This window comes from Paenibacillus xanthanilyticus, assembly GCF_042682185.1.
GTDB classification, from domain to species: domain Bacteria; phylum Bacillota; class Bacilli; order Paenibacillales; family Paenibacillaceae; genus Paenibacillus_Z; species Paenibacillus_Z xanthanilyticus.
Genome location: NZ_JBHUHA010000002.1, coordinates 1,199,978 through 1,222,201, shown reverse-complemented (window position 1 = coordinate 1,222,201; position 22,224 = coordinate 1,199,978). Strand labels below are relative to the sequence as shown.

Sequence of the window (22,224 nt, the reverse complement as noted above, 5' to 3'; positions counted from 1 at the left end):
CCGCATACGAAAGGATGAACGAATTGAGCACAACAACTCGCAAATTGAAGAAACCTGCGCACATGCTGATGGCCGGTTCGCTGCTCGTCAGCTTGATATCGCCGGCGATCGGCGGCAGCCCGGCAGCGGCGAACGGCCTCGCTCCAGAAGGGGAGCCGATCGCGATCGAAGCTCAGGCGGCGGCTCAGCCAGCCGCCTCCGTCTTCGCCGATTTCATCACGGTCGACGGCGACGCGCTGATGGAGGGCGACCAGCCGTTCCGTTTCGCCTCGCTCAACTATCCGGGGGCCATGCGAGATCCGGCGTTCTCGCAGGAGGACGCGCTCCGCACGATTGCCGCCATGGGCGGCAAGGTGACGCGGACGTACGTGCCGCCGGTCAAGCGGTACGATAACGCGAACGCGTCGTACGCGCTCGTGAAGGGGCCGGATGCCGAGGGCGTCATGCAGTTCAACGAGGAGGGCTTCCGCAAGCTGGACCATCTGCTGGCGCTGGCGAACCAATACGGCGTGCGGCTCATCATTCCGTTCGTCGACCAGTGGCAGTGGGAGGGCGGCATCGAGAGCTATGTCAACTTCCGCTATCCCGGCACGATCTCCAATGATGCGGCGAACGATCCGGATGCATGGAAGTTCTATACCGATCCGCTCGTCATTTCGGACTTTAAGCAGGTTATTCATTACATGATGAACCGCGTGAATACGATCACGGGCGTCAAGTACAAGGAAGACAAGGCGATCCTCGCCTGGGAGACGGGCAATGAGCTTGGCGGCTACAACCAGGATAAATTCCCGCAAGCGTGGACGACAGAGATCGCCCGCTACATCCAAGAGGAGGAGAATCCGAGTCAGCTGCTGCTGGATGGCCGGTTCGCCGTACATGCGGATTCGCTCGCCGATCCGAACGTCGATATCGTGGGCAACCACTTCTACACGGGCAACTTCATCGACAAAATCAATGCCGACCAGGCTTCCGCCGAAGGCAAGAAGCCGTACATTCTCGGCGAGTTCGGCCTCTATACGACGGGCGAGCCGGTCGATCAGCTGTACAACGCCGCCCTCCAGAATGGGACGGACGGCATCATGATCTGGTCGCTTCGCCCGCATAAGGACGATGGCGGCTTCTACTGGCACGACGAGAATCCGGGCAACTGGGCGTCGTACCACTGGCCGGGGTTCGCGTCCGGCAATTATTACGGCGAGAAGGACATCATTCGTACGGTTTATAAGTACGCGCATTACATGAACACTGGCGATACCGACAAAACGACGCCCGTGCCGCCGATTCCGGCGCCTGCGAACGCGCCGGTGCTGTTCCCGATCGAATCGGTCGCGGATATCCGCTGGCTCGGCTCTGTCGGCGCGTCGGGCTACGAGGTGCAGCGTTCCACGGACGGCGAGAATTGGATCAGCGTCACGACGGATTTCTCCGACGGCGGACGGGCGGGGACGCCATCCTTCCACGACGAGAAGGCGATTACGGGTCAGGCGTACCAGTACCGCGTGCGCGGCGTTAACGAGACCGGCGTCTCGGACTGGTCCAACGTCGAGCTGACGAACGCGAAGCACGTCATCACCGACGAGCTGAGCCTGCTCTACAGCGAGAAGGAGAAGCGCCGCACGTACGCGTACGACCACTCCTCGAACCTCCTGACGAGCTCGCCGGACGGCAACGAGCGGGGCTATGGGTACAAAGCCTACGTATCGACGCCTGCTGCAGGCACGTTGACGTACGCGTCGCCCGTTCCGCTATCAGAAGTGCGGATGACGGCGGCCGGCAGCGGCGTAGTCAAATGGTTCGCGTCGGAGGACGGCCGCCAGTATGAGGAGGTCCAGCCTGCGGAGCAGGACGGCCAACTCGCCGCGAAGGAGCTGCCGGCCAATACCCGGTACGTCAAGTTCAGCATACCGGGCGGCAATGCGGTGCAGATCGACCGCATCCAGCTGCTCTACAACTATGACGGCACGGGCTACGTAGCTGTTCCGCCGCTCGTCCGGAGCGGGTTCATCAAAGATGCGGCGTTCGAGGACGCGCCAGTCTGGCGCACGCCGAATTTGCAGGTGGACTCGATTCAGGCCGGCGGCGAGACCGTGAATGCGCTGGTCAAGCAGAGCAGCGGCGACGCGGAGCTTGTCTACAAGGCGGACGGAGACATCAACTCCTACCGCGTAACGGCGTATGCGGACACGGCGGCGGACATCGAGTTCCATGCTTCGATCGACGGCTTGACGTATACGAAAGCGACGCCCACAGTCAGCCGTACCGCCCTCTCCGGCGGATGGAGCAAAGTTGTCTATACCGACTTTGCCGTGCCGGCCGGCGCGCGTTACGTGAAGCTGGTCTATCCGGCGGCGGCCGGCGAACAGTCGCCGGCGGTGGCGCGCTTCGAGCTGGGCTATGGCAGCAGTATGATTCCGCCGACGGATCAACCGCCGGTGAACGTGCTGGAGGACGGCGAATACGATTACGGCCAGAACGAGAGCATTCAGGCGAGATACGAGCAGGATGCGGCAGGCGGCGATATTGCCGTGACGCTGCTCGCGCTCGATACGCTGGTTGCGGCGAACGCCAAGAAAGGCACGAGCAGCATGCAGCTCGCGTACGATCTCGGCGAGGAAGATTTCGCGGGCTTGACGCGTACGACCGGTCATGCCGACCTGTCCATGTTCGACGCGCTGCATGCGGTCGTCCGAGGCGACGGTTCGGGCAATACGCTGGCGATTCGCCTGACCACGGCGGACGGCAGCGCATGGGAAGGTCTCAAGACGCTTAGCGGCACGAACGAGGAGACGATCGAGATCAAGCTGACGGATTTCGTCCGCGTAAGCGGCGAGGCGGCGGAGCCGGATTGGAGCGACGTGACGGCGTTCGGCATGTACGTCGTGCGCGGCGAAGGCGCAGCGTCCGCCAACGGCACGATCACGCTGGACAACATCAAGCTGGCCAACGCCTCGAAGCTGGACGGCTTCGAAGGCTACGGCGGCTACAACGTCCTGCTGCAGAAAGCCTTCTCGCGCAATGCGGGCGGCGGCGCCTTCGCGGTGTCCCTCGATGCGGAGCATCGCTCCGAGGGCGGCTACGGCATGCGCGTGGATTACAACTTTGCCGGTCCGGGCTACGCGGGCGGCAGCTTCAACCCGGACTTCCTGAACCTGAAGGGCTATGACGGCTTCACGTTCTGGTTCCAGCCGGACGGCGCGGGCAACGAGCTGGCCATTCAGTTCACGGACGACGCCGGCAAGTATTGGGAGACGAAGGTCGTGTACAAAGGGAACGACGCGCGGCTCATGTACGTGCCGTTCGACGCCTTCCGCCATCCGGGCTGGTACAGCCAGGACCAGACGGCGCGGCCGGATGCGAATCGCAATATCGTGGCGTTCTCGCTGTATATCGGCGGAGGAGAAGGGTCACTCGCAAGCTCGGGCACGTTCTACGTCGACGATATTAACGGCGCCAAGTTCGTGGACGAACTCGGAGCGTCGACCGTCGTAATCGACAAGACAGCCCAGTCGGCCACCGCGCTGCCGGTTACGTTCCGCGGTACGGCGACGGGAGCCGAATATGTCGCGATTCACGCCGGAGAGCTGATCTTCCATGCTCCGGTTCAACCGGACGGCGCGTGGACCTACGCGAGCGACAAGCTGCCGAACGGGGAGATCGCGATCAAGGCGGCGGTCGAGCTGTACGACGGCACCGCGCTCAGCTCGGATACGCATACGCTGAACGTCAACGTACCGAATAATCCGAATACGGGCGGCGAGCCGGGACCGGTGCTGACCAACTACGTGCAGAACCCGGGCTTCGAGGAGCCTGTGGACGCGAACGCGTCTCCGCCGCTGCCGAAGCATTGGACCCATAAGGATGCGGCGGGCGCGGAAGTCACAAGCGGCATCGCGAAGATCGAAGCGGTATCCCCGCGCTCGGGCACGTATCGGCTGGCGCATTGGAACGATGCCGCGTACGAGGTCACGACCTCGCAGACGGCGACCAATCTGCCGGACGGCATCTACGAGCTTCGCGCCTGGACGAAGAGCAAGGGCGGCCAGCAAATCGCCGAGATGACGGCAGCCGTGCCGGGCGGCGAGACGAAGAAGATCGACATTCCGGCGGGCGAAGGCACGTGGGTCTACTTGAAGCTGTCCGACCTGGCGGTTCGCGGCGGCGAGCTGACGCTCGGCTTCCACTCCAAGGACCTCGGCGGCAATTGGATCGCGGTCGAAGACGTGGAGCTGGTGAAAACCGGCGACATCAACTACGCATCGAACCCGAGCTTCGACGAGCCGGTCGACGCGGGCGTCTGGCCGATTTTGCCGAAGCAGTGGACGAACAAGGACGCGAGCGGCGCAGACATCACGAGCGGCATCGTAAAGCTGGAAGCGGCGAATACGCATTCGGGCGCGTACCGTCTGGTGCATTACAACGACACCGCATATGAAGCGACGACGTCGCAGACGGTGACGAATTTGCCGGACGGCATCTATACGCTGAGCGCGTTTACGAAATCCAAGGGCGGACAAGAGAAGGCAGAACTGCAAGCGATCGTCGGCGACGCTGTGCGTTCGGCTGCCATCCCGACCGGCGAAGGCGCGTGGGTGACGACAAGCGTGGCGAATATCGAGGTGCGGGGCGGTTCGCTTACAATCGCGATCCATTCGAAAGACGCGGTAGGCAATACGTGGATCTCCGTCGATGACGTAACGCTCGTCCGCAGCGGCAATTTGGCGGTGACGGCGGTCACGGGCGTAAGCTTGAACAAGAGCGCGTTGACGATCGACGTCGGCGCAAGCGAGCCATTGACGGCGGCCATCGCACCGGCGAATGCGACGAACAAAGCCGTGACGTGGAGCACGAACGATGCAAGCGTCGCAACGGTCGTTGACGGTCTCGTCACCGCCAAGAAAGCGGGCACGGCAGTCATCACCGTGACGACCGCGGACGGCAGGAAGCAAGCATCGGCGACCGTGACGGTCGTATCGCCTTCGACAGGCGGCGGCTCGGGACCCGTGGTTACGCCGCCGGTCACGACGGATCCGAATCGCGTAGTCGAGGGCGGAGACATTCGTCTGAGAGCCATCGGCACGGGCGCTGATTCGGTCGTGACGGTTAAGAACGACGAAGTGAACAAGGCGCTGGAGCAAGGCAAAGACGGCGTGCTGGCCATCAAGGTGGAGACCGGAACCGACGCGAAGGCGCTCACGCTGCGCATCCCGGTCGGCGCTTTCGGAAGCGACGCGGACGCGAAAGCGATCCGGATCGAATCCGGCCTCGGCACGGTAACCGTGGCGCGCGACCTGTTCCTCCAGGCGCTCGCGGGAAGCGGAGCAGCCGAGCAAACGCTGGAACTGACTATTCAAGCGGTCGATCCATCCGGTCTGCCGGCCGACACGCAGACGCAGCTGTCCGGCAGCACGGTGTACGATTTCGCGCTGCGCGTGAACGGCAAGGCCGTGCGCGAGTTCGAAGGGCACCAGGTACAAGTGGCGATCCCGTATAAGCTTCAGGCGGGACAGCATCCGAACGCCGTCATCGTCTACTATGTCGATGAGGCAGGTAAGCTAACGATTGTTCCTGCTGCGCATTATGAATCGGCTACCGGCCTTGCGGTATTCGCGGCGGAGCACTTCAGCGGCTACGCGGCGGCGTATCGGGCGATCGCATTCGAGGATGCCGGCAGCGCGCCTTGGGCAGCAGACGCGATCCAATTCCTGGCGGCACGGGATATCGTCCGCGGAGTGGGCGAAGGACGGTTCAACCCGGATGGTTCGGTGACGCGGGCGGAGTTCGTGCAGATGCTCATGAACGCGGCGGGCTTCGAGGCGAAGGGGATCGAAGGCGGAGCGGGTGCCGAATCGGCATTCTCGGATGTTGCCGCATCGGCATGGTACTACGAAGCTGCAGCCGAAGCCAAGCAGCTTGGCCTGGTGAAGGGCAGAGCGGACGGCAGCTTCGGCGCGAACGAGCGGATCACGCGGCAGGAGATGGCCGTGCTGATTCACCGCGCGGCGCTCCTGCTTGAAGTCGAGCTGGCGAAGCCGGACCAAACGGACGCGTTCCTGGATCAAGCTGCCATTGGCGGGTTTGCCCGTGAAGCGGTGCAAGCCGTGCAGGCTGCCGGCTTGATGCAGGGTGCAAGCGGCAAATTCTTGCCGGACAGCACGGCAACGCGCGCCGAAAGCGCGGTCGTCGTGTATCGGTTGTTTCAATTGTTGAACGCATAAGTTGGATTGCTGAGCATGACCGGAAGCCGCCCTTCGCGAAGGGCGGCTTTTGGCCGTTTGCCGGGTACGGCGATGGATTGAACTTCAGGCCAAGAGCATCGCGTCGCCCAGCACGATTTGGCGTAGATGGTGCTTCAGGTGCGCGACATAGTCCGTGATTAGCCACGCCAAGGTTTGCGTTTCGCCGCTTGGCAGCCTTACCGTTCGAGCCGTGACTTCGTCCGGCAGATGGGCGATCATGCGCACGATCGACCGGTTCAAGCTCACCCAGAGCGCGATGATCTCCTCGATGGGGGCATCCGCGTAACGCTGAGCCGCTACCCACTCGTCCTGGTTATAGGGCTGGAGCTGCAAAGGCTCCGGCCTATGCTGGACGTGCACGAACCGGGTCAAATTATGAAGCGCCGAATCGCACAGGTGACCGAGAATTTGCAGCCGCGACCATTTGCCCGGATGAGGGGGCGTTACCATCGCTTCGACAGATAGGTCCGCGATTGCGGCGGGGACTAAAGCAAGAAATGCTTCAAGTTGGGCAGTGGCGTTTAAGGCCATCCGATTCGCTCCTATTCACAGGGGATTTTCAACTTCTCAGCTTGAAGAATAACATGGATCGGAGCGCGCGAGTTATCGAGAGATTTCGATGCGGATGATCGGTTATGGTGATGCGAGCGGCTATCTGCGGCAAAGGCTTGCTTGTTGTCTCTCGTGCCAAAAGCTGTTAATTTGGTTGGTGGGAGTCAAGGCAACAGGCATGAATGAAAGCGGAGGTGAAATGCGCGATGAAGTCACGGGTATTCATCCTTGCCCTGCTCGCGCTGGCAGTGGGGTGCAGCAATGGAGCGAACGCGCCGGAACCGGCAGCTCAGCCGCCATCCAGCGCTGCCCATACGGGGGGGGACGCTACCGGCGGACGATGCTTCGCCTACGGGCAACGACGCGGAGCAGGCAGCTCCATCGAGCGACCCGAATTCGATCGGCGGCATGGTGGGGAAAGTCGTACCGTCCGGCGATACGCCGAGCGCACAGCCTGCGCAAGCTTCGGACGCGATCGTCGGCGAAACGGTGAAGGAACAGTCCTTTCCGGTCGAGTTCGAGCTGGCGGGGAAGTCGGAATTCATCACGACCGCGGAGGACGTGGACGGTCGGCCGCAGCTGCACTTTTACGTCAAAAAAGCGGATGCGGTGATCGAACTCGACTATGAGGCTGAGTCTCCGGGGGCTTATTATAGCGTCGCCGCGGTCGCGTTCCGGGACGTCAGCGGGGATAACCGCAAGGACATGATCATCCTGATGGAATACGTGACCGGAGCGGGTCAGATGGGCGCTGTCCCGGTATCGCAGCTGCTGATCTATAAGCAGACGGAATCCGGGTTCGTCCAGGATCAAGCGCTGGAGGAGGAGGCGAGGGCCGGCGTGCCCTACCGGATCTTAACGATTCAGGACGTCATGACGGGCTTAGCGACCGCGCCGGCCGACAGCATCACGCATGCATGGAAGAAGCTGAAGCCCGGCCGGTACGAGCTGGAAGGCTCGACGGAGCTGCAAGCCTCTACGCTGACCGTCGAGGCGGTCGAGGGCGACCGATTGCGCTTCCGTCTGGATGCGATCTACGCGGCGGACGAAGAGGCGGCCGAGCGGGGCGGCGTCAATATCGGCAATATCGAATCGGGCGAAGCGACGTTGTCCGAGGCGGATATGATTTTCCGCGATGGCGACTTCGAGCTGACGATCTCGTTGATTGCCAGCAACAAGCTGTATGTCAGCGACAATGGCGTGGGGTATTTCGGACATAACGTATGGGTGAAGGGGATGTACGAACAGTCCCAATAACCCGCAGCAAACAAACGGCAGCTGGTTCAGCTGCCGTTTGTTTTATTTGGGTGTCATCATCAATGTCAAGCTTAGAGGCTTCTTGCACCAGGAGGCCGAGCATGAGCTTGCCGTAACCCATTCCTCGAAGGGAGGGACGAATGACGTAGCCAATATGCCCGCCATGCCGTTTCAATTGGTCGTTCAACCGATGTCTAATCTTCCCCTATCCCGCAGGGGAGCCGTTGATGAGGAGCCAATAGGTCTAAGTTCAACCAACTTCCGACTCCTCCTTTATTTCCCCGAACCCCGCACCTGCAGCAACCGTTCGCCTTCCGAACGCGCACGTGCCTTCTTCCGGACAAAAACCTTCGCTTCCGCCAATGTCGCGGGCCGGTACCCCGGACCATCGCAACCGCACGAATGGTACGTATAGCCATGCCGGTATAACAATTCAACTTTTTTCCATTGTTTCAAATCCGTCTGCTTCGGCGCTTGAAAGTCATGGCCCATATCCTTCATTGTCTCGCCGCATTGCGGACACCGGTAATGCCGGTTTTCCTGTTCGCTTTTGTCCAGCTCGTGCGCCGAGGTTTGACGAAATACTTTGCGGCATGCGAAGCAGGCATAGTTGTCTTTGTATGGACCGTACATGGCGTAGCGGCACATGGCGTTCCCTTCTTTCGGCAGCAAGGTTTATGTTTGGTTTTCAACAAGTTGAATTAAATTATATTGAATTTAGTTAAAATATGTTGAACAAATAGTTTCAACATGTTAAAATCGTTTCTGTAAGCGATATCAATACACATCATGCCTTAAGGGGGATTCACGCAATGAAGAAGTTCGGTTTGGTGCTGGTCACGGTCTTCATGACGGTCGCGCTTCTCGCTGCTTGCGGCGGCGGCAATGGGGGCAACAACGGGGGCAACGCGGTTAACAATGGCGGAAATGCGGCCAATGGCGGCAGCAATGCCGGAGCCGAGAACGCGGGCGGCAGCGCTGGCGCGGCGGAAGGGGAGTCAACGGAAGGCGGCGACATCAGCGGCACGATCACGTTCCTGACCAACCGCACGGACATGATCGACAAGGAATACGTCGATTACGCGAAACGCTTCAAGGAGAAATATCCGAACGCCGAGGTCAAATTCGAAGCGGTCACCGATCTCGACAAAACGACGAAGATCCGCATCGCCTCGGGCGAATTCCCGGACGTCGTGCTCATCCCGACACTGCCGAACAGCGACCTGCCGAAATATTTCGCGCCGCTCGACGATCTCGGCCTGAACGACCGCATCTACTTCAAAGACTACAAGTCGTTCGAAGGTAAAGTGTACGGCATCTCCGCGGGCGGCAGCACGACGGGCATCGTGTACAACAAGAAGGCGTTCGCCGACGCGGGCATTACGGCGATCCCGAAGACGCTGGACGAATTCTACGCGGCCGCCGAGAAGCTGAAGGCGAAGGGCATCGTGCCGCTCGCTTCCAACTTCAAGGATCAATGGACGCTCTATCCGTGGGCATCCGAGCTGCCGTCTTCGATCGCGGGCAACGCGAACCTGAATAATGAGCGCGTGAACAGCGACACGCCGTACACGCTGGATAACCCGTACGGCCAAGCGATGACGATCATCCGCACGATGTACGAGAAAGGCTACCTCGAGCCGGACGTCAACTCGACGAACTGGGAGCAATCCAAGAAAGACATCGCCAGCGGCAAATTCGCGATGTACCTCCTCGGCAACTGGGTCATCCCGCAGGTGATCGAAAGCGGCACGACGAGCGACAACGTTGGTTTCTTCCCGATGCCATACGACAATTCCGGCAAAGTGAACGTGGCGCTCGCGCCGGACTGGGGCTATGGCGTCAACAAAGACAGCAAGAACCTCGCCACGGCGAAAGCGTTCGTCAAGTGGATGGTCGAAGAATCCGGCTTCGACGACTTCGCGGGCTTCATTCCGGTCTTGAAGGACAAAGAAGCAAAGGTCGCGCAGCTCTCCGAATTCAACAGCTTCAGCCCAACCTACATTGAAGCGGTATCGGATTCGGCGGAGACGACGGAAGTCGTGAACAAGGCGCAAATCGTCAAGGAAGCGCTCGTGCAGGAATTCGTGCTGGCGAAGGATCCGCAAGCGATTTTGGACAAGTACAACAAGCAATGGGCGAAAGCGAAGAAAGCCGTTCTTAAATAAGCACTCGGCGTTTGGGACCAGGCAGGCTATCTTGGGACGGGATAGCCTGCCTTTTCTCTGGCATGCAGCGCGCTTCGCCTTCGATAGCGAGGCGGCAGCCGTTCGTCCAACCCAAACGAAAACCGAGGCGGAAATGGAGTGGAACCATGGGAAGCATCTCGTACAACGCGCAGCGCAAGCTGATTCTGATCGGATTTCTGGCGATCCCACTGCTGCTGCTTGGCCTTTTGACGTATTACCCCGCGATTAAGCTGGTCTACTTAAGCTTCACCGATTGGGACGGCATCAGCTCCGATAGCATGTGGCTTGGCTTGGAGAACTACAAGGAAATTTTCACGAACCCGGATCTATTCGGCGTCTTTCTACATCAGATTCCCTACGCGCTAATCGGCATCATTCAAAATATCGTCGCGATTGTATTCGCCGTCATCCTGAATTCCCGGCTGAAGGGGCGGAACTTCTTCCGCGTGCTGCTGTTCCTGCCGTTCATCATGAACGCGGTCGCCGTGGCCTTCATGTTCCAATATGTGCTCGACACGACGAACGGCTCGCTGAACGGACTGCTCGGGGCGCTCGGCCTCTCGTCCTTGCAGCAAAGCTGGCTCGGCAACGCTTCTCTTGTCAATTACTCGCTGGCGTCCATCGGATTCTGGCGGTTCATGGGGTATAACATGGTCATTTATCTGGCGGCGCTCCAGGCGATCCCGGGCGATATGTACGAGGCGGCGAAGATCGACGGCGCCGGCCGTCTGCAGACGCTGTGGCATCTGACGCTGCCGAACTTGACGAAGATCATCCAGCTCAACATGTTCCTGACGATCAGCGGCGCGCTTGCCGTATTCGACCTGCCGTTCGTCCTGACCAAAGGCGGCCCGGCCGGCGCGAGCGAGACGTTCCTGCTCAAGACGATCGAGACGGCCTTCCAATTCAACAATTTCGGCTTGGCGTCGGCGATGAGCGTCGTGCTGCTGCTGCTTACGATCGTCGTGCTCGGCATCCAGAACGCCGTCATCAACCGCAGAGGAGGGGAGTAAGCGCATGACGACCAGACGATTCGATCCCGTACAACCGATCAAATACGTGTTCCTGCTCATCGGCGCCTTCGTCGTGCTGTTCCCGCCGTACGTCGTGCTGGTGAACGCGTTCAAGCGGGAGGACGAGGGCGGCAGTCCGTTCGCGCTGCCGGCCAGCTTCCTGAACATGGACAATTTCCGGACGGTGTTCGAGCGCGCCGACCTAGGGCATGCGTTCCTGAACACGCTTGTCATCATTATCGCTTCGCTTATTGGCAATATCATTCTCGGTACCATGGTCGCGTTCGCGCTCGGACGGATCGAGTTCCGGGGCAAAGGCGTCATCCTCGGCGCGTTCCTGTTCGCGACGCTCATCCCGACGATTACGACGCAGGTTGTCGTCTTCTCGCTGCTCCAGGATTTCGGCCTGTACAATACGCTTGGCGCGCCGATCCTGCTGTTCATTGGAGCGGACGTCGTCCAAATCTACATCTACCTGCAGTTCATCAAGAATATCCCGGAGGAGCTGGACGAAAGCGCGATGATGGACGGGGCGAGCCTGTTCCGCATCTACCGGACGGTCATCTTCCCGCTGCTCGGCCCGGCGACGGCGACGCTCGTGATTCTCAAGACGATCAACATCTACAATGAGCTGTACATTCCGTTCCTCTATATGCCGAAGACCGAGCTGGTCGTCGTCTCGACCTCGATCATGCGCTTCGCGGGCAACAACCAGGCGCAGTGGGGCAATATTTGCGCGGCGATCCTGCTCATCATGATTCCGACGGTCGTCATGTATTTGTTCCTGCAGAAGTACATTTTCTCCGGCGTGACGAGCGGCGCGGTCAAAGGGTGAGCCGGCGGCGATTCCCGAACAACGCATGGACAAAGGAGCGGTAACGATGACAACGAAGAGCGCCATGGAATGGAATCTTGGCGGCGAAGGCTGGGAGCTGAAGGGCTTCTGGCCCTGGGTGCCCTTGAAGGGCACGAGCATGGAGATCGGCAACGAGCTGATGGGCGTGACCGACTGGATGCCGGCGACGGTGCCGGGCGGCGTCCACCACGATCTATACCGGGCCGGACTGCTGGCGAACCCCTATCGGGATTTGAACAGCCTGCACGCCGAATGGGTCGAGAACCGCTGGTGGGCGTACCGCAAGAAGTTCCGCGCGCCGGCGCAAGCGGGCGCAACGATGCAGCTGATCTGCCGCGGACTGGATTATGAGGCCATGGTGTATTGGAACGGCGTTCTGCTCGGCGAGCACAAAGGGATGTACGAGGCGGCCGTGTTCGACGCGACGGACCATTACCGGCCCGAAGAGGAGGTCGAGCTGCTCGTCGTCTTCAAGCAAGCGCCGGACGAAATGGGCCAGATCGGGCGGACGAGCGAGACGTTTACGCAGAAGAGCCGGTTCAACTACAAATGGGATTTCTCGACGCGCCTTGTAAACGTGGGCATCTGGGACGACATCGTGCTCGCGGCCAAGGGCGCGTATTCGCTCGGCGAGCTGTCGGTGACGACCGATGTTCGGGGCGAGACGGGGCTGATCCGGGTGGTAGCCGAGGTCGAAGCGAATGGACGGCGCGGTAATGGTTCTGCGGTCGGCACGAAGGAATCGCAGTACGAAGAAGCGCTTGGTATGACCGGCCGCGGGTCGGAGAAAGGCGGGAGGGCAGCCGATTCATCGGTCGCGGTCATCGTGAAGCTGTACGATCCGGAAGGCGCGCTCGCGCACACGATGCAGATCGTGCCGGACGACGAGGGGCTTGCGAGCTGCACGATCGAGGTCGAAGCGCCGATGCTCTGGTATCCGAGCGGCTACGGCGATCAACCGCTTTACCGGGTGGAGTTGACCCTTGCGGGCGATGCCTGCGATTACGATTCACGCTCGCTGCGCACGGGCATCCGCAAGCTCGAATACGTGCAGAACGAAGACAGCCCTGCCGATGCGCTGCCGTACACCTTTGTCGTGAATGGACGGAAAATTTATATCAAAGGCGCGAACTTGACGCCGCTCGATCATCTGTACGGGAACGTCACGGAGGAGCGTTATGGCTGGATGGCGCGCTTGGCCAAGGAAGGGAACTTGAACCTGCTGCGCATATGGGGCGGTGGGATCATCGAGAAACCAGTGCTGTACGACCTGTGCGACGAGCATGGCATTCTGATCTGGCAGGAGTTCATTCAATCCAGCTCCGGCATCGACAACGAGCCTTCCAAGCGGCCGGACTTTCTGCCGCTGCTCGCGCGGAGCGCGGAGGCGGCGCTGAAGGCAAGGCGCAACCATGTCAGCCTGACCGTATGGAGCGGGGGCAACGAGCTGATGAGCGCGCCGAACGTCCCGTCCACCTTCGCCGACGAGAATCTGGCCATGCTGCGCGAGCTCGTACGGCGGCATGATCCGGGACGGTTGTTCCTGCCGACGTCAGCATCGGGGCCGGTCCAGTATATTACGGAGGAGCGCGGCGTCAGCCATGACGTCCACGGTCATTGGAAATACATGGGCAACCCCGATCATTACCGGATCTATGGCACGGCGGACCATCTCTTCCACAGCGAGTTCGGCGTCGACGGGCTAAGCGGGGTGAAGAGCATCCGGAAATTCATCGGGGAAGCGCACCGGAAGCCCGTGCCGATGAAGGACAGCCTCGTTTGGCGGCATCACGGCGAATGGTGGGATACGTTCGACCGCGATACGGCGCTGTTCGGGCAGATGACGACGCTCGCGCGGTTCGCGGATTGCAGCCAGTGGATGCAGGCGGAAGGGCTTCGTTATATTCTGGATGCGAACCGGAGACGGAAGTTCAACAACAGCGGCAGCATCATCTGGCAGCTGAACGAGCCATGGCCGAACGTGACGTGCACGAACCTGGTCGATTACTACATGGAGCCGAAGATGGCGTATTACGGGGTGCGCGAAGCGTTCCAAGGCAGAAGGGCGAGTCTGGATTACGTGCGGCTCGATTGGCAGGCGGGCGAGGCGATGAGCCTTCCGGTCTACGCGGCCACGGACGGCGAATCTGCGGATTGTCTCGTCTGCGCCGAGGTGCTGGATAGCGCGGGCAAGGTGCTGCACGGTCAGGCATTCCAGAGAAGGACGACGCCGGACCGGACGCTGCGGCTGGGCAGCTTGTCCTTCCAAGCGCCGGAGACGGCAGACGGGCTATTTTATATTCGGCTTACGCTCGCGGTGAACGGCGAGGCGGCAGCCGTGCCGGGCGCGCCGTACATCTTCTCGACGCGTCCGGATCCGATCTATGCCCCGGCGTTGACGCTTGCGGGCGGGAAACTGGCGACGGAAGCTTTGGGCGAATGGGCGGCTGAATCTGGACATGGGGATGCTGCGGCCGACGCCGTGTTTACGCGCCAATACGTCGTCAGAAATACGGGCGACCGGGTTCTGCTGCATGTGTATCCGATCGAGCGTACCGACCGTTACTGGACGCTGGCCAGCGACGCCTACTTCACGCTGTTCCCTGGCGAGGAGCGGGTCGTGCGAGTCAACTGCAGGAAGCGAACGGGCGAGTTGTTCCTGGAGACGTCGACTAGCGCCGCGGCCGACGCGCAAGAGCGGCCTCATATCGACTTTCTATATTTCAACGCGGCTGCGGCGGCAAATATCAATCCATAAAGGCGGGAACTGGCGATGGAGCAGAATGAATTTGTAACCCGGGAAGGCGCTCGCTTAATGCTCGGCGGGCAGCCGTTCCGGTTTGCGGGGCCGAATATCTACTGGCTCGGCTTGGACGAGAATGTGGACGGCGTCGATTGGCCGTCGCCCTTCCGGGTGACGAACGCGCTCGATACGGCCGTCGAGATGGGCGCGACGGTCGTCCGCTCGCATACGCTCGGCGCTTCGCACGGCTGCGAGAAGGCGCTGATGCCGTCGCTTGGCGAGACGAACGAGGAAGCGTTCCGCCGGGTGGACTACGCCATCAAGGAAGCGGGCAGCAGAGGGCTTAAGCTCATCATTCCGTTCGTCTGCAATTGGCATTATTATCACGGCGGACGCCGCACCTTTACGCTTTGGCGCGGGTTGGATGATCCGAACCTGTTCTATGCGGATGAAGACGTCATCGCGGACTTCGAGGCGTACATCTCGCTGCTGCTGAACCGGGTGAACAGCTATACCGGCATCGCTTATAAGGACGATCCGACGATCATGGCGTGGGAGCTGGGCAACGAGCTCAATGACGCGCCGCCGGCTTGGGTTGAGCGAATCTGCAACCATGTGAAGGCCATCGATGCGAACCATCTGGTCGCGCACGGCAAGCAGTTCCAGCTGGACGTCGACAAGCTGGCCGTCGATGCGCTCGATATCCTCGACGTCCACTATTATCCAGCCAACGCGGCGGAGCTTCGGCAGGATTCCGAAGCCGTCCAGGCGGCGGGCAAAGTGTACATCGCGGGCGAATTCGGCTGGCCCAACTGCGATCTGGCCGCCTTCCTGCGCGAGGCGGAGTCGAACGCGGCGGTGTCGGGAACGCTGTTCTGGTCGCTCTTCGGTCATCATGACCGGGGCGGATATGTGCAGCATTTCGACGGGTTCGCCGTCCATTATCCCGGGACGGGCGTCAATGACGACGTCCGCATGCGGGTGAAGGCGCTGCGCGAGCATGCTTTCGCGATGAGCGGGCGCGAAGTGAAGGAGGAGGCGGTGCCGGGCAAGCCGATCATCGTCGACGCGGAGTGCGGACGCATCGCGTTCCGCGGCGTCGTCGGCGCCGCCAGCTACACAGTGGAGAAGTCGCTTACCGGCGAGGGGGACAGCTGGCAGATCGTCTACGACAAGCGTCCGGCGGATCACGCCATGCCGTGGACCGATCCGACCCGCATCCAGTCCGCGCCGGCCTACTACCGGATCAAAGCGGCGAACGCCTCAAACGTGGAAGGGGCGTATTCCGACGTGTTTCATGCGGTGCCGTTTAAGTAGATAAACAAGCGGACTGTAGAACGCAAGGACATCGAAGAGTTCTCTTGAAATTTATGGGATTTACAACCAAACCTTCGATCTGCTACGATGACTCAAACGCGATGACGAGAAGAGTAGATAAACGCGGTCTTTCGCCAGAGAGCTCCGGCAGCTGGAAAGGAGCAAAGAACGCCTTATCGAACCAAGTCTCCGAGCAGTCCGATGGAACCGGAATGATCCGGGGATGGCGGGACGGGAGCTCCCGTTATAGAGCTGGGGTATACGCATGCCGTGTCATGCCGTACCTGACGAGGCTAATCCGGCGACGGAGCGGCAAATTGGGGTGGCACCGCGACGATCGATCTCGCCCCCAAGACCTTGGTCTTGGGGGTGGGATTTTTTTTGTTTTTACGTATGAATCGATCGCGGAAGGAGCTGCCCTGCATGAGTGCTAGAGGCTTATTCGAAAGCTGGAAATACCCGGCGATCCTGCTGCTTGGCATCGGTATCGCCAACGTCAGCGGGTGGATCTATTTCATCGCTTTAAATCTGATCGTGCTGCATACGACGGGCTCCGCGCTTGCCGTATCCGGGCTGTACGTCGTCCGGACGCTGGCTTCGCTGTGCGCGGGCGCCTGGTCGGGCAGCTTGATCGATCGCATGAATAAGCGGACGCTGATGATTGCGCTGGATATCTTTCGCGCCGGGGTGATCGCGATGCTCCCGCTGCATGGCGCGATCGGGTATATCTATGTGATGGTATTCGTCATTCATATGGCGGGCGCCGTCTTCGGTCCGGCTTCGGGTGCTTATGTCGCGAAGCTGATTCCGCCGGACCGACGGCAGCGGTTCAATTCGCTCAACGCCTTGATCGGCTCGGGCGCGTTCCTGATCGGTCCGGCGATCGCCGGCTTGCTGTTCATGGCCGGTTCGCCGTCTACGTCGATATATATCAATGCGGCGGCGCTGCTCGTCTCCGGCGTTCTTACCATGTTCATGCCCAATCTGGAGGACGATATGGGCGGCGTCATGCAAGAGCGGATGAGCTGGGCGATGATCCGGCAGGATTGGCACGACGTGATCCGCTTTTACGCGCGGTCGAAGCATGTGCTGGCGGTCATCCTGCTGTTCGGCGGCGTCATGGTCGTGATGGCGTCGGCCGTGGATTCGCTGGAAGCGGCATTCGCCAAGGTCGTTCTGGGCTTGTCGGAACGCGGTTACGGGCTGTTGGTCAGCGTGGCCGGAGCGGGCATAATCGCCGGCGCAAGCGTCAATGCGCTGTTTGCGGCACGGATGCCGGCGATCCGCTTGATCGGACTGGGAACGCCGGGCGTATGCGCCGGATATTTCATCTACGCGTGCTCATCCGGCTTCACGGGAGCGGCGGCCGGATTTTTCATCCTCGCGTTCTTCCTTGCTTTCGCCAATACGGGGTATGCGACATTCTATCAGACCCATATTCCCGTCGAGAGGATGGGAAGGGTCGGGAGCGTGAACGGCTTCGTCGAAGCGCTGCTCGTCATGACGGCGACAACCGCGATGGGAGCGGCGGCCGAGGTGCGGGCGATACAAGACGTCGTCCTTGCGGGTGTAGCGGTCATGACCGTGTTAGGGGGAAGTTTGAGCGTTTATTTACTTCGGTCCAAAAGGAACGGGCAACCAGAGAAGCGCCCCTGACGGGAGCGCCGCATGCTGCTTGCCCGGGGGACGAAGCGATATCGATCTAGACGTGGAAATCCGGCGCTTTGTCGGCCACCAGGTTGAGTTCGATGTTATGCTCCAGCAGCGCCTTCAGTCCGCACAGCACCATCGTATAGCCGCCCATGGAATCGATGGCCTGATTGACGATCTCATCGCCGGTGCCCGCGAATCCCGCGTTCGTAATGACGACATGCGTCTGATCCTCGGCACGAGCCGTGAAGGTCCACTCGACCTTGGTGCCGTCCGAGGAGACAATCCGGATCCGTTTGTTCGCCTCGAGCGCCTCGACGTAGATGCGGTCGGCGACGCCGTACATTTCCCATTCCCATGTCGCATGCTGCCCGGATTCCAGTCTGCCGCTGCTTTTGGTGAACCAGAATTTCGTCGTCACGGCCGGATCGACGAACGCTTCGTACACTTGACTGGCCGGTTTTCGGATGAGCATCTCGGCTTTGACGACCAGATCGGAATTGAAAGTGGTCATTGTATATTCCCTCCTTTGGCGTGTAGGGCTTGTCCTTCCCACAGCTTAACACAACATGAGGGGAAGAGCATGATTGCGGGCGCATGCCAATCCCCCGCCGGCTGTGCTGGCGGGGGTGTTCGTGCGAGTAACCGGATGCCGCGTGACGGAGTTGAAAATAGACGCGTAACCTTGCCAAGCTATATCCCATATGCTGATAACCGGAACCGATTAGCGGCTGCACAAATATTGCGCGTATTGGATCGGGCGCTTGTACACGGCGGTTTGCTTGCGGATGCCCTGATAGAGCTCTTTCTGCGGCTTCCCGTTGAGCTCGATGATCCAAGCATGGGCGTTGTCGTCCAACGCGATGTCCACGCTGAACTCGCCCATATGATAGTCGGTTTCGGTGTCGATGATTTCGGCTGAGCGCAAACTAAGATTATAAATGGAACGAATTATTCCATTCACGTTTTCGAGCGGATACAACCGGTTGAGGACTTCTTGCGATAAACAAGCCTTCTCGTAGATGCTTGTATTATAGCTGCCTCTAGAAGCAATCCGGCTCACAAGATTCGTAACCGACCAAGCGCCCCTCTCGTTCCTTTGGACGAGAGCCCGTATATCGAACGTTTGACCGTTTATTTTACATATATCGACGCCCTGTTGAATGATATAGGGTGTTGAGCCGAGAAGTGCTTCCATGCTCTGTTGCCATGCGCCGACGTCGTTCACGATGGTTTGTGGCGAGAAATAGTGGTGGCCAATGTGGATTTCGCCTTCAGGCTTCAAGTCTACGCGATAAACGCCCTTGCCCTGATGCCCAAAAACGGGTTTGAAATAGATCGTATGATGCTTAAGCAGCATTTGCACGGCAGTATTAGGGTCATAAGCGACGGTTTCCGGTAAATGGCCGCCGAGCCATCTGCCTAATCGCTGGTAGATGTCGAGTTTGTTGAATTGATTGAGATGATTAAAGCATTTATCGCTTCCGATCACCGCCTCCAGTCGTTCGATGATCTCCTGATTGGTGCCGTAACAGCGGTTATACACGACATGGGGAAGAGGGAATCGGCGGACGGCCCATTTTCCGTTTGAACGATGTAGTCCGACTACGGTTTTCTTCTCCCAGTCTATCGAGGAGGGAGTGAAACTGAATAGCTTCATATTCGTCGTATTGTGTCGGAGATATTGACCTAGTACGCGCTTTCTTTGCTGCAAGTTAGCCACCATAATCCCCACTAATCCGGTTTTAAAGTTGTTCATGATTCGCCTCCGTCATGTACTAACAAGCCTCATAGTATAGCATATGTAGGAGAGATAGAATGGTATAGACAACAATACAGCCAAGGGACACAAAATGATCACGTAAGGAATACAATATTCTGTAATTCGAAGGCCTTGAGACCGCATCGGCAGCGCGGAAGTTCTTCGCACGCCCGCGTGCCTCGAGACCGCCGCTTCACGAAAAAATGTTAAGGGGCGTGAATCAGAATATGGGTAAATTAGTCGGTCCTCCAGGGCCTCCGGGGCCGCAAGGTCCACAAGGGCCAGCCGGTCCTCAGGGACCAGCCGGTCCTGCGGGTCCAGTCGGTCCAGCCGGTCCTCAAGGGCTCGTCGGTCCAGTGGGTCCTGCCGGTGCCGTGGGTCCAGCCGGTCCTGCAGGCCCTGCCGGCCCTGCCGGTGCCGTGGGTCCAGCTGGTCCTGCGGGCCCAGCCGGTCCAGCCGGCCCTGCGGGCCCAGCCGCGGTAGCATCATTTGCGTTTCTGTGCAGCACGGTTGCCCAGACGATAGCCGCTGCGCCGGCGCCGGGCGGTCAAGGAGGAGCCGTGACGTTTAATGACGGGGTCATCAACTCGACCGCGCTAACCTTCACCGCACCGTCCACGATTAATGTTTTGGAGAGCGGGTTCTACCATATTAGCTGGGAAGTCTTCCCTACGCCGGGAAACTCCGCTTTCGGATTGTTCTTTGATCCCGACGCTGCCGGTCCGCTTCCTCCTGCTCTGGTTCCTTGCAGCAATTACGGTTCAAGCGCAGGTAACAATCCTTATCAAGGCCAAGTCGTCGCTCAATTAACGGCCGGCGGGGTGCTGACGTTAAACCGGATTGATAATATGGGCGTCGTGACCTTGCAAGCGGCAATTGGCGGAGGGACGCCGGTAGTTAGCGCATCGATTGTTATTCAGAAATTTTCATAAAAGCAAAGTCGGGAGCTGTCCAATGAGATCCGGGAGGATCTTTTGGGGAAGCTCCCTTTTGCTGACGAGGCAGCATCTACGAGGACGACGGCCAGGTCGGCGTCACCCCGCCGGACGAAGCGACCGAAGCGGCTGGTCATCATCGCGACGGCGGGGTTTTGCGCGAGCCGTAGCCGAGGTCGATCCGATTTGGTATGATGGCATGAGATTATTTTCCAAGGATGGGAGAGGGCGGCGTTGACGTGCGTGGTGTTTAATTTTAATGGCGTGCTGGTCCAGACCAGACCGCTGGCTGTGAAGTACTATAATGAGATCGCGCGCGATAAGGGCTACCGGCCGATTGCCCCGGACGAAGCGGAGTCGCTCGGCGGACTGTCTATCCGGGAGCGCTGCAGATTGCTGGGCGTGCCGCTGCACCGAATGCCGCTCGTCGGGATGGCGATCAAGCGGCGGTATCAGGCGGATTTGCCGGCGCTGTCGGCCATTACGGGCATGCCGGAGCTGCTGGCCGAATTGAAGTCGCGCGGGTACAAGCTTGGATTCGTAACGTCGAACGGGAAGGAAGCGTCGCGCGCGTTCCTGCGGCACAACCGGATGGAGCTGTTCGATTACGAACGTTACGCCGCGCACCCGTTCTCCAAGTCGAGAGACTTGATGCGGTTCGTCAAGTCCAGCGGCATGGACCGGGCGCGGCTGCTGTACGTCGGCGATGAACGCCGGGACTTGGCCGCGGGCAATCGGGCGGGGATTGTAAGCGTCGGCGCCGCATGGGGCTACGATTCGAGCGGGCTGCTTCGGCAGAGCAATCCGGCATTCGTGGCCGAGCGGCCGGAGCAGCTCCGGGCGTATCTGCTGGACGATCGGTTCGAAGGCGGCCTATAAAGAAGCATAAAAATTAATGCGAGTGTCCTGCTGCGCAGCAGCGCTTATGCTCGAGTGCCGGCGGCAGCTGCAGGAGCGAGCGGACGTGACGCTCGACCTCGGCCGCCTTCAATGGACCGCCGTGCCCGATGTGGAAGGTTTCGACGCCGGAGGCAAGGAGCCGATCGAGCTCGCGGGCAACGGCATGCGGGTCATCTTCGAAGGGCGGGCGCGCGGCGCGGCCGGTCCGGACGATGCCGCCGAGCAGAATGCCGGAGGCGACCAAGTCGCCGACCAAGGCTTCCCGGCGATCCAATTCGATCGACACCGAGCCTGCCGTATGCCCGGGGGTCGGCTTGACGTGGCCCGCGATGCCGAATCGGCCCAGATCAATCGTCTCTTGCCCGCGGAGCAGAATGTCCGGCGCGAAGGCGCGATATGGCCTGAACATGACCGGCGTCTTGATATACAGTCTGGCGACCCAGCCGGTCGGGCAGAACGTCATCGTCTCTTCCTGCGCAAAATGTTTCGCATCGCCTTCATGGGCGACGATCGGCGCGCCCGACCATTCGCGGACGATCGCCGCGCTTCCGGCATGGTCGATATGCGCATGCGTGATCACGATGAGCTTGATATCCTTGAAGGTCAGCCGCTCGCGGGCGAGCGCCAATTCGATTTTCTTCTCGGACCCGGGTATGCCGGCATCGACCAGAATACAGCCGTCCGGACCGATCAGCAGGTGGGCGTTGACCATCTGCAAGGGGAGGATGGGGATGCGGACGATTCGGAATGCGTTCATGCGAATGCTCCTCTCAAGATAGGGGTAATGGTTGCGCTGCAACCGAACCGAACC

At 60.1% G+C, this 22,224-nt stretch carries 15 protein-coding genes; 10 read left to right on the top strand and 5 right to left on the bottom strand.

Features of this window, described 5'->3' with window-relative positions; translation table 11 throughout:
* Positions 1–23 precede the first annotated feature (23 nt).
* Positions 24–6,218: an S-layer homology domain-containing protein gene (locus ACFSKT_RS22495; RefSeq protein WP_377717593.1), complete on the top strand. Its 6,195-nt coding sequence runs from the start codon at positions 24–26 to the stop codon at positions 6,216–6,218.
* Between the two features lie 84 nt (positions 6,219–6,302).
* On the opposite strand, the gene ACFSKT_RS22490 is transcribed toward ACFSKT_RS22495, so the two are convergent.
* Positions 6,303–6,770, bottom strand: coding sequence for a DinB family protein (locus tag ACFSKT_RS22490; RefSeq protein WP_377717592.1), 468 nt, complete (start codon positions 6,768–6,770; stop codon positions 6,303–6,305).
* 282 nt (positions 6,771–7,052) lie between these two features.
* On the opposite strand from ACFSKT_RS22490, the gene ACFSKT_RS22485 reads away from it, so the two are divergent.
* Positions 7,053–8,048, top strand: coding sequence for a hypothetical protein (locus tag ACFSKT_RS22485; protein ID WP_377776350.1), 996 nt, complete (start codon positions 7,053–7,055; stop codon positions 8,046–8,048).
* A gap of 273 nt (positions 8,049–8,321) precedes the next feature.
* On the opposite strand, the gene ACFSKT_RS22480 is transcribed toward ACFSKT_RS22485, so the two are convergent.
* Positions 8,322–8,696, bottom strand: a complete 375-nt coding sequence (locus ACFSKT_RS22480; protein WP_377717590.1) for a hypothetical protein — start codon at positions 8,694–8,696, stop codon at positions 8,322–8,324.
* 164 nt (positions 8,697–8,860) lie between these two features.
* Between ACFSKT_RS22480 and ACFSKT_RS22475 the strand changes: the two genes are divergently transcribed.
* From ACFSKT_RS22475 to ACFSKT_RS22450, 6 genes are all read left to right on the top strand, one after another.
* Positions 8,861–10,216 (top strand): ABC transporter substrate-binding protein, encoded by a 1,356-nt coding sequence (locus tag ACFSKT_RS22475; RefSeq protein WP_377717589.1) that lies wholly within the window; start codon positions 8,861–8,863, stop codon positions 10,214–10,216.
* 146 nt (positions 10,217–10,362) lie between these two features.
* A complete protein-coding gene (locus ACFSKT_RS22470; protein WP_377717588.1) occupies positions 10,363–11,250 on the top strand; it encodes a carbohydrate ABC transporter permease in 888 nt (295 codons plus the stop codon).
* 4 nt (positions 11,251–11,254) lie between these two features.
* Positions 11,255–12,085 carry a carbohydrate ABC transporter permease gene (locus tag ACFSKT_RS22465; protein ID WP_377717587.1) on the top strand — a complete coding sequence of 277 codons (831 nt, stop codon included), beginning with the start codon at positions 11,255–11,257 and terminating at the stop codon, positions 12,083–12,085.
* Positions 12,086–12,131: 46 nt separating this feature from the next.
* A complete protein-coding gene (locus ACFSKT_RS22460; protein WP_377717586.1) occupies positions 12,132–14,864 on the top strand; it encodes a glycoside hydrolase family 2 protein in 2,733 nt (910 codons plus the stop codon).
* Between the two features lie 15 nt (positions 14,865–14,879).
* Entirely contained in the window at positions 14,880–16,166 is a 1,287-nt protein-coding gene (locus ACFSKT_RS22455; RefSeq protein ID WP_377717585.1) for a glycoside hydrolase 5 family protein, read from the top strand.
* Positions 16,167–16,589: 423 nt separating this feature from the next.
* The gene (locus ACFSKT_RS22450) at positions 16,590–17,822 is read left to right on the top strand and encodes an MFS transporter (RefSeq protein WP_377717584.1); all 1,233 of its coding nucleotides are present in this window, start codon (positions 16,590–16,592) and stop codon (positions 17,820–17,822) included.
* A 46-nt stretch (positions 17,823–17,868) separates the two neighbouring features.
* Here ACFSKT_RS22450 and ACFSKT_RS22445 read toward each other — a convergent pair whose 3' ends face one another.
* Both ACFSKT_RS22445 and ACFSKT_RS22440 read right to left on the bottom strand, forming a co-directional pair.
* Entirely contained in the window at positions 17,869–18,330 is a 462-nt protein-coding gene (locus tag ACFSKT_RS22445) for an SRPBCC family protein (protein WP_377717583.1), read from the bottom strand.
* Positions 18,331–18,540: 210 nt separating this feature from the next.
* Positions 18,541–19,575 (bottom strand): YheC/YheD family endospore coat-associated protein, encoded by a 1,035-nt coding sequence (locus ACFSKT_RS22440; RefSeq protein WP_377717582.1) that lies wholly within the window; start codon positions 19,573–19,575, stop codon positions 18,541–18,543.
* Positions 19,576–20,138: 563 nt separating this feature from the next.
* Here ACFSKT_RS22440 and ACFSKT_RS22435 point away from each other — a divergent pair.
* Both ACFSKT_RS22435 and ACFSKT_RS22430 read left to right on the top strand, forming a co-directional pair.
* Positions 20,139–20,510 carry a hypothetical protein gene (locus tag ACFSKT_RS22435; RefSeq protein ID WP_377776349.1) on the top strand — a complete coding sequence of 124 codons (372 nt, stop codon included), beginning with the start codon at positions 20,139–20,141 and terminating at the stop codon, positions 20,508–20,510.
* Between the two features lie 246 nt (positions 20,511–20,756).
* Positions 20,757–21,392, top strand: a complete 636-nt coding sequence (locus tag ACFSKT_RS22430) for an HAD hydrolase-like protein (RefSeq protein WP_377717880.1) — start codon at positions 20,757–20,759, stop codon at positions 21,390–21,392.
* Positions 21,393–21,405: 13 nt separating this feature from the next.
* Here the strand turns inward: ACFSKT_RS22430 and ACFSKT_RS22425 are convergent, their stop codons facing one another.
* Positions 21,406–22,170 (bottom strand): MBL fold metallo-hydrolase, encoded by a 765-nt coding sequence (locus ACFSKT_RS22425; RefSeq protein ID WP_377717581.1) that lies wholly within the window; start codon positions 22,168–22,170, stop codon positions 21,406–21,408.
* Positions 22,171–22,224 lie beyond the last annotated feature (54 nt).

What these genes read in the sequence shown, in the direction of transcription:
- ACFSKT_RS22490 (WP_377717592.1), bottom strand. Translation starts at nt 6,770, where the DNA reads ATGGCCTTAAACGCCACTGCCCAACTTGAAGCATTTCTTGCTTTAGTC.
- ACFSKT_RS22485 (WP_377776350.1), top strand. Translation starts at nt 7,053, where the DNA reads ATGGAGCGAACGCGCCGGAACCGGCAGCTCAGCCGCCATCCAGCGCTG.
- ACFSKT_RS22480 (WP_377717590.1), bottom strand. Translation starts at nt 8,696, where the DNA reads ATGTGCCGCTACGCCATGTACGGTCCATACAAAGACAACTATGCCTGC.
- ACFSKT_RS22475 (WP_377717589.1), top strand. Translation starts at nt 8,861, where the DNA reads ATGAAGAAGTTCGGTTTGGTGCTGGTCACGGTCTTCATGACGGTCGCG.
- ACFSKT_RS22470 (WP_377717588.1), top strand. Translation starts at nt 10,363, where the DNA reads ATGGGAAGCATCTCGTACAACGCGCAGCGCAAGCTGATTCTGATCGGA.
- ACFSKT_RS22465 (WP_377717587.1), top strand. Translation starts at nt 11,255, where the DNA reads ATGACGACCAGACGATTCGATCCCGTACAACCGATCAAATACGTGTTC.
- ACFSKT_RS22460 (WP_377717586.1), top strand. Translation starts at nt 12,132, where the DNA reads ATGACAACGAAGAGCGCCATGGAATGGAATCTTGGCGGCGAAGGCTGG.
- ACFSKT_RS22455 (WP_377717585.1), top strand. Translation starts at nt 14,880, where the DNA reads ATGGAGCAGAATGAATTTGTAACCCGGGAAGGCGCTCGCTTAATGCTC.
- ACFSKT_RS22450 (WP_377717584.1), top strand. Translation starts at nt 16,590, where the DNA reads ATGAGTGCTAGAGGCTTATTCGAAAGCTGGAAATACCCGGCGATCCTG.
- ACFSKT_RS22445 (WP_377717583.1), bottom strand. Translation starts at nt 18,330, where the DNA reads ATGACCACTTTCAATTCCGATCTGGTCGTCAAAGCCGAGATGCTCATC.
- ACFSKT_RS22440 (WP_377717582.1), bottom strand. Translation starts at nt 19,575, where the DNA reads ATGAACAACTTTAAAACCGGATTAGTGGGGATTATGGTGGCTAACTTG.
- ACFSKT_RS22425 (WP_377717581.1), bottom strand. Translation starts at nt 22,170, where the DNA reads ATGAACGCATTCCGAATCGTCCGCATCCCCATCCTCCCCTTGCAGATG.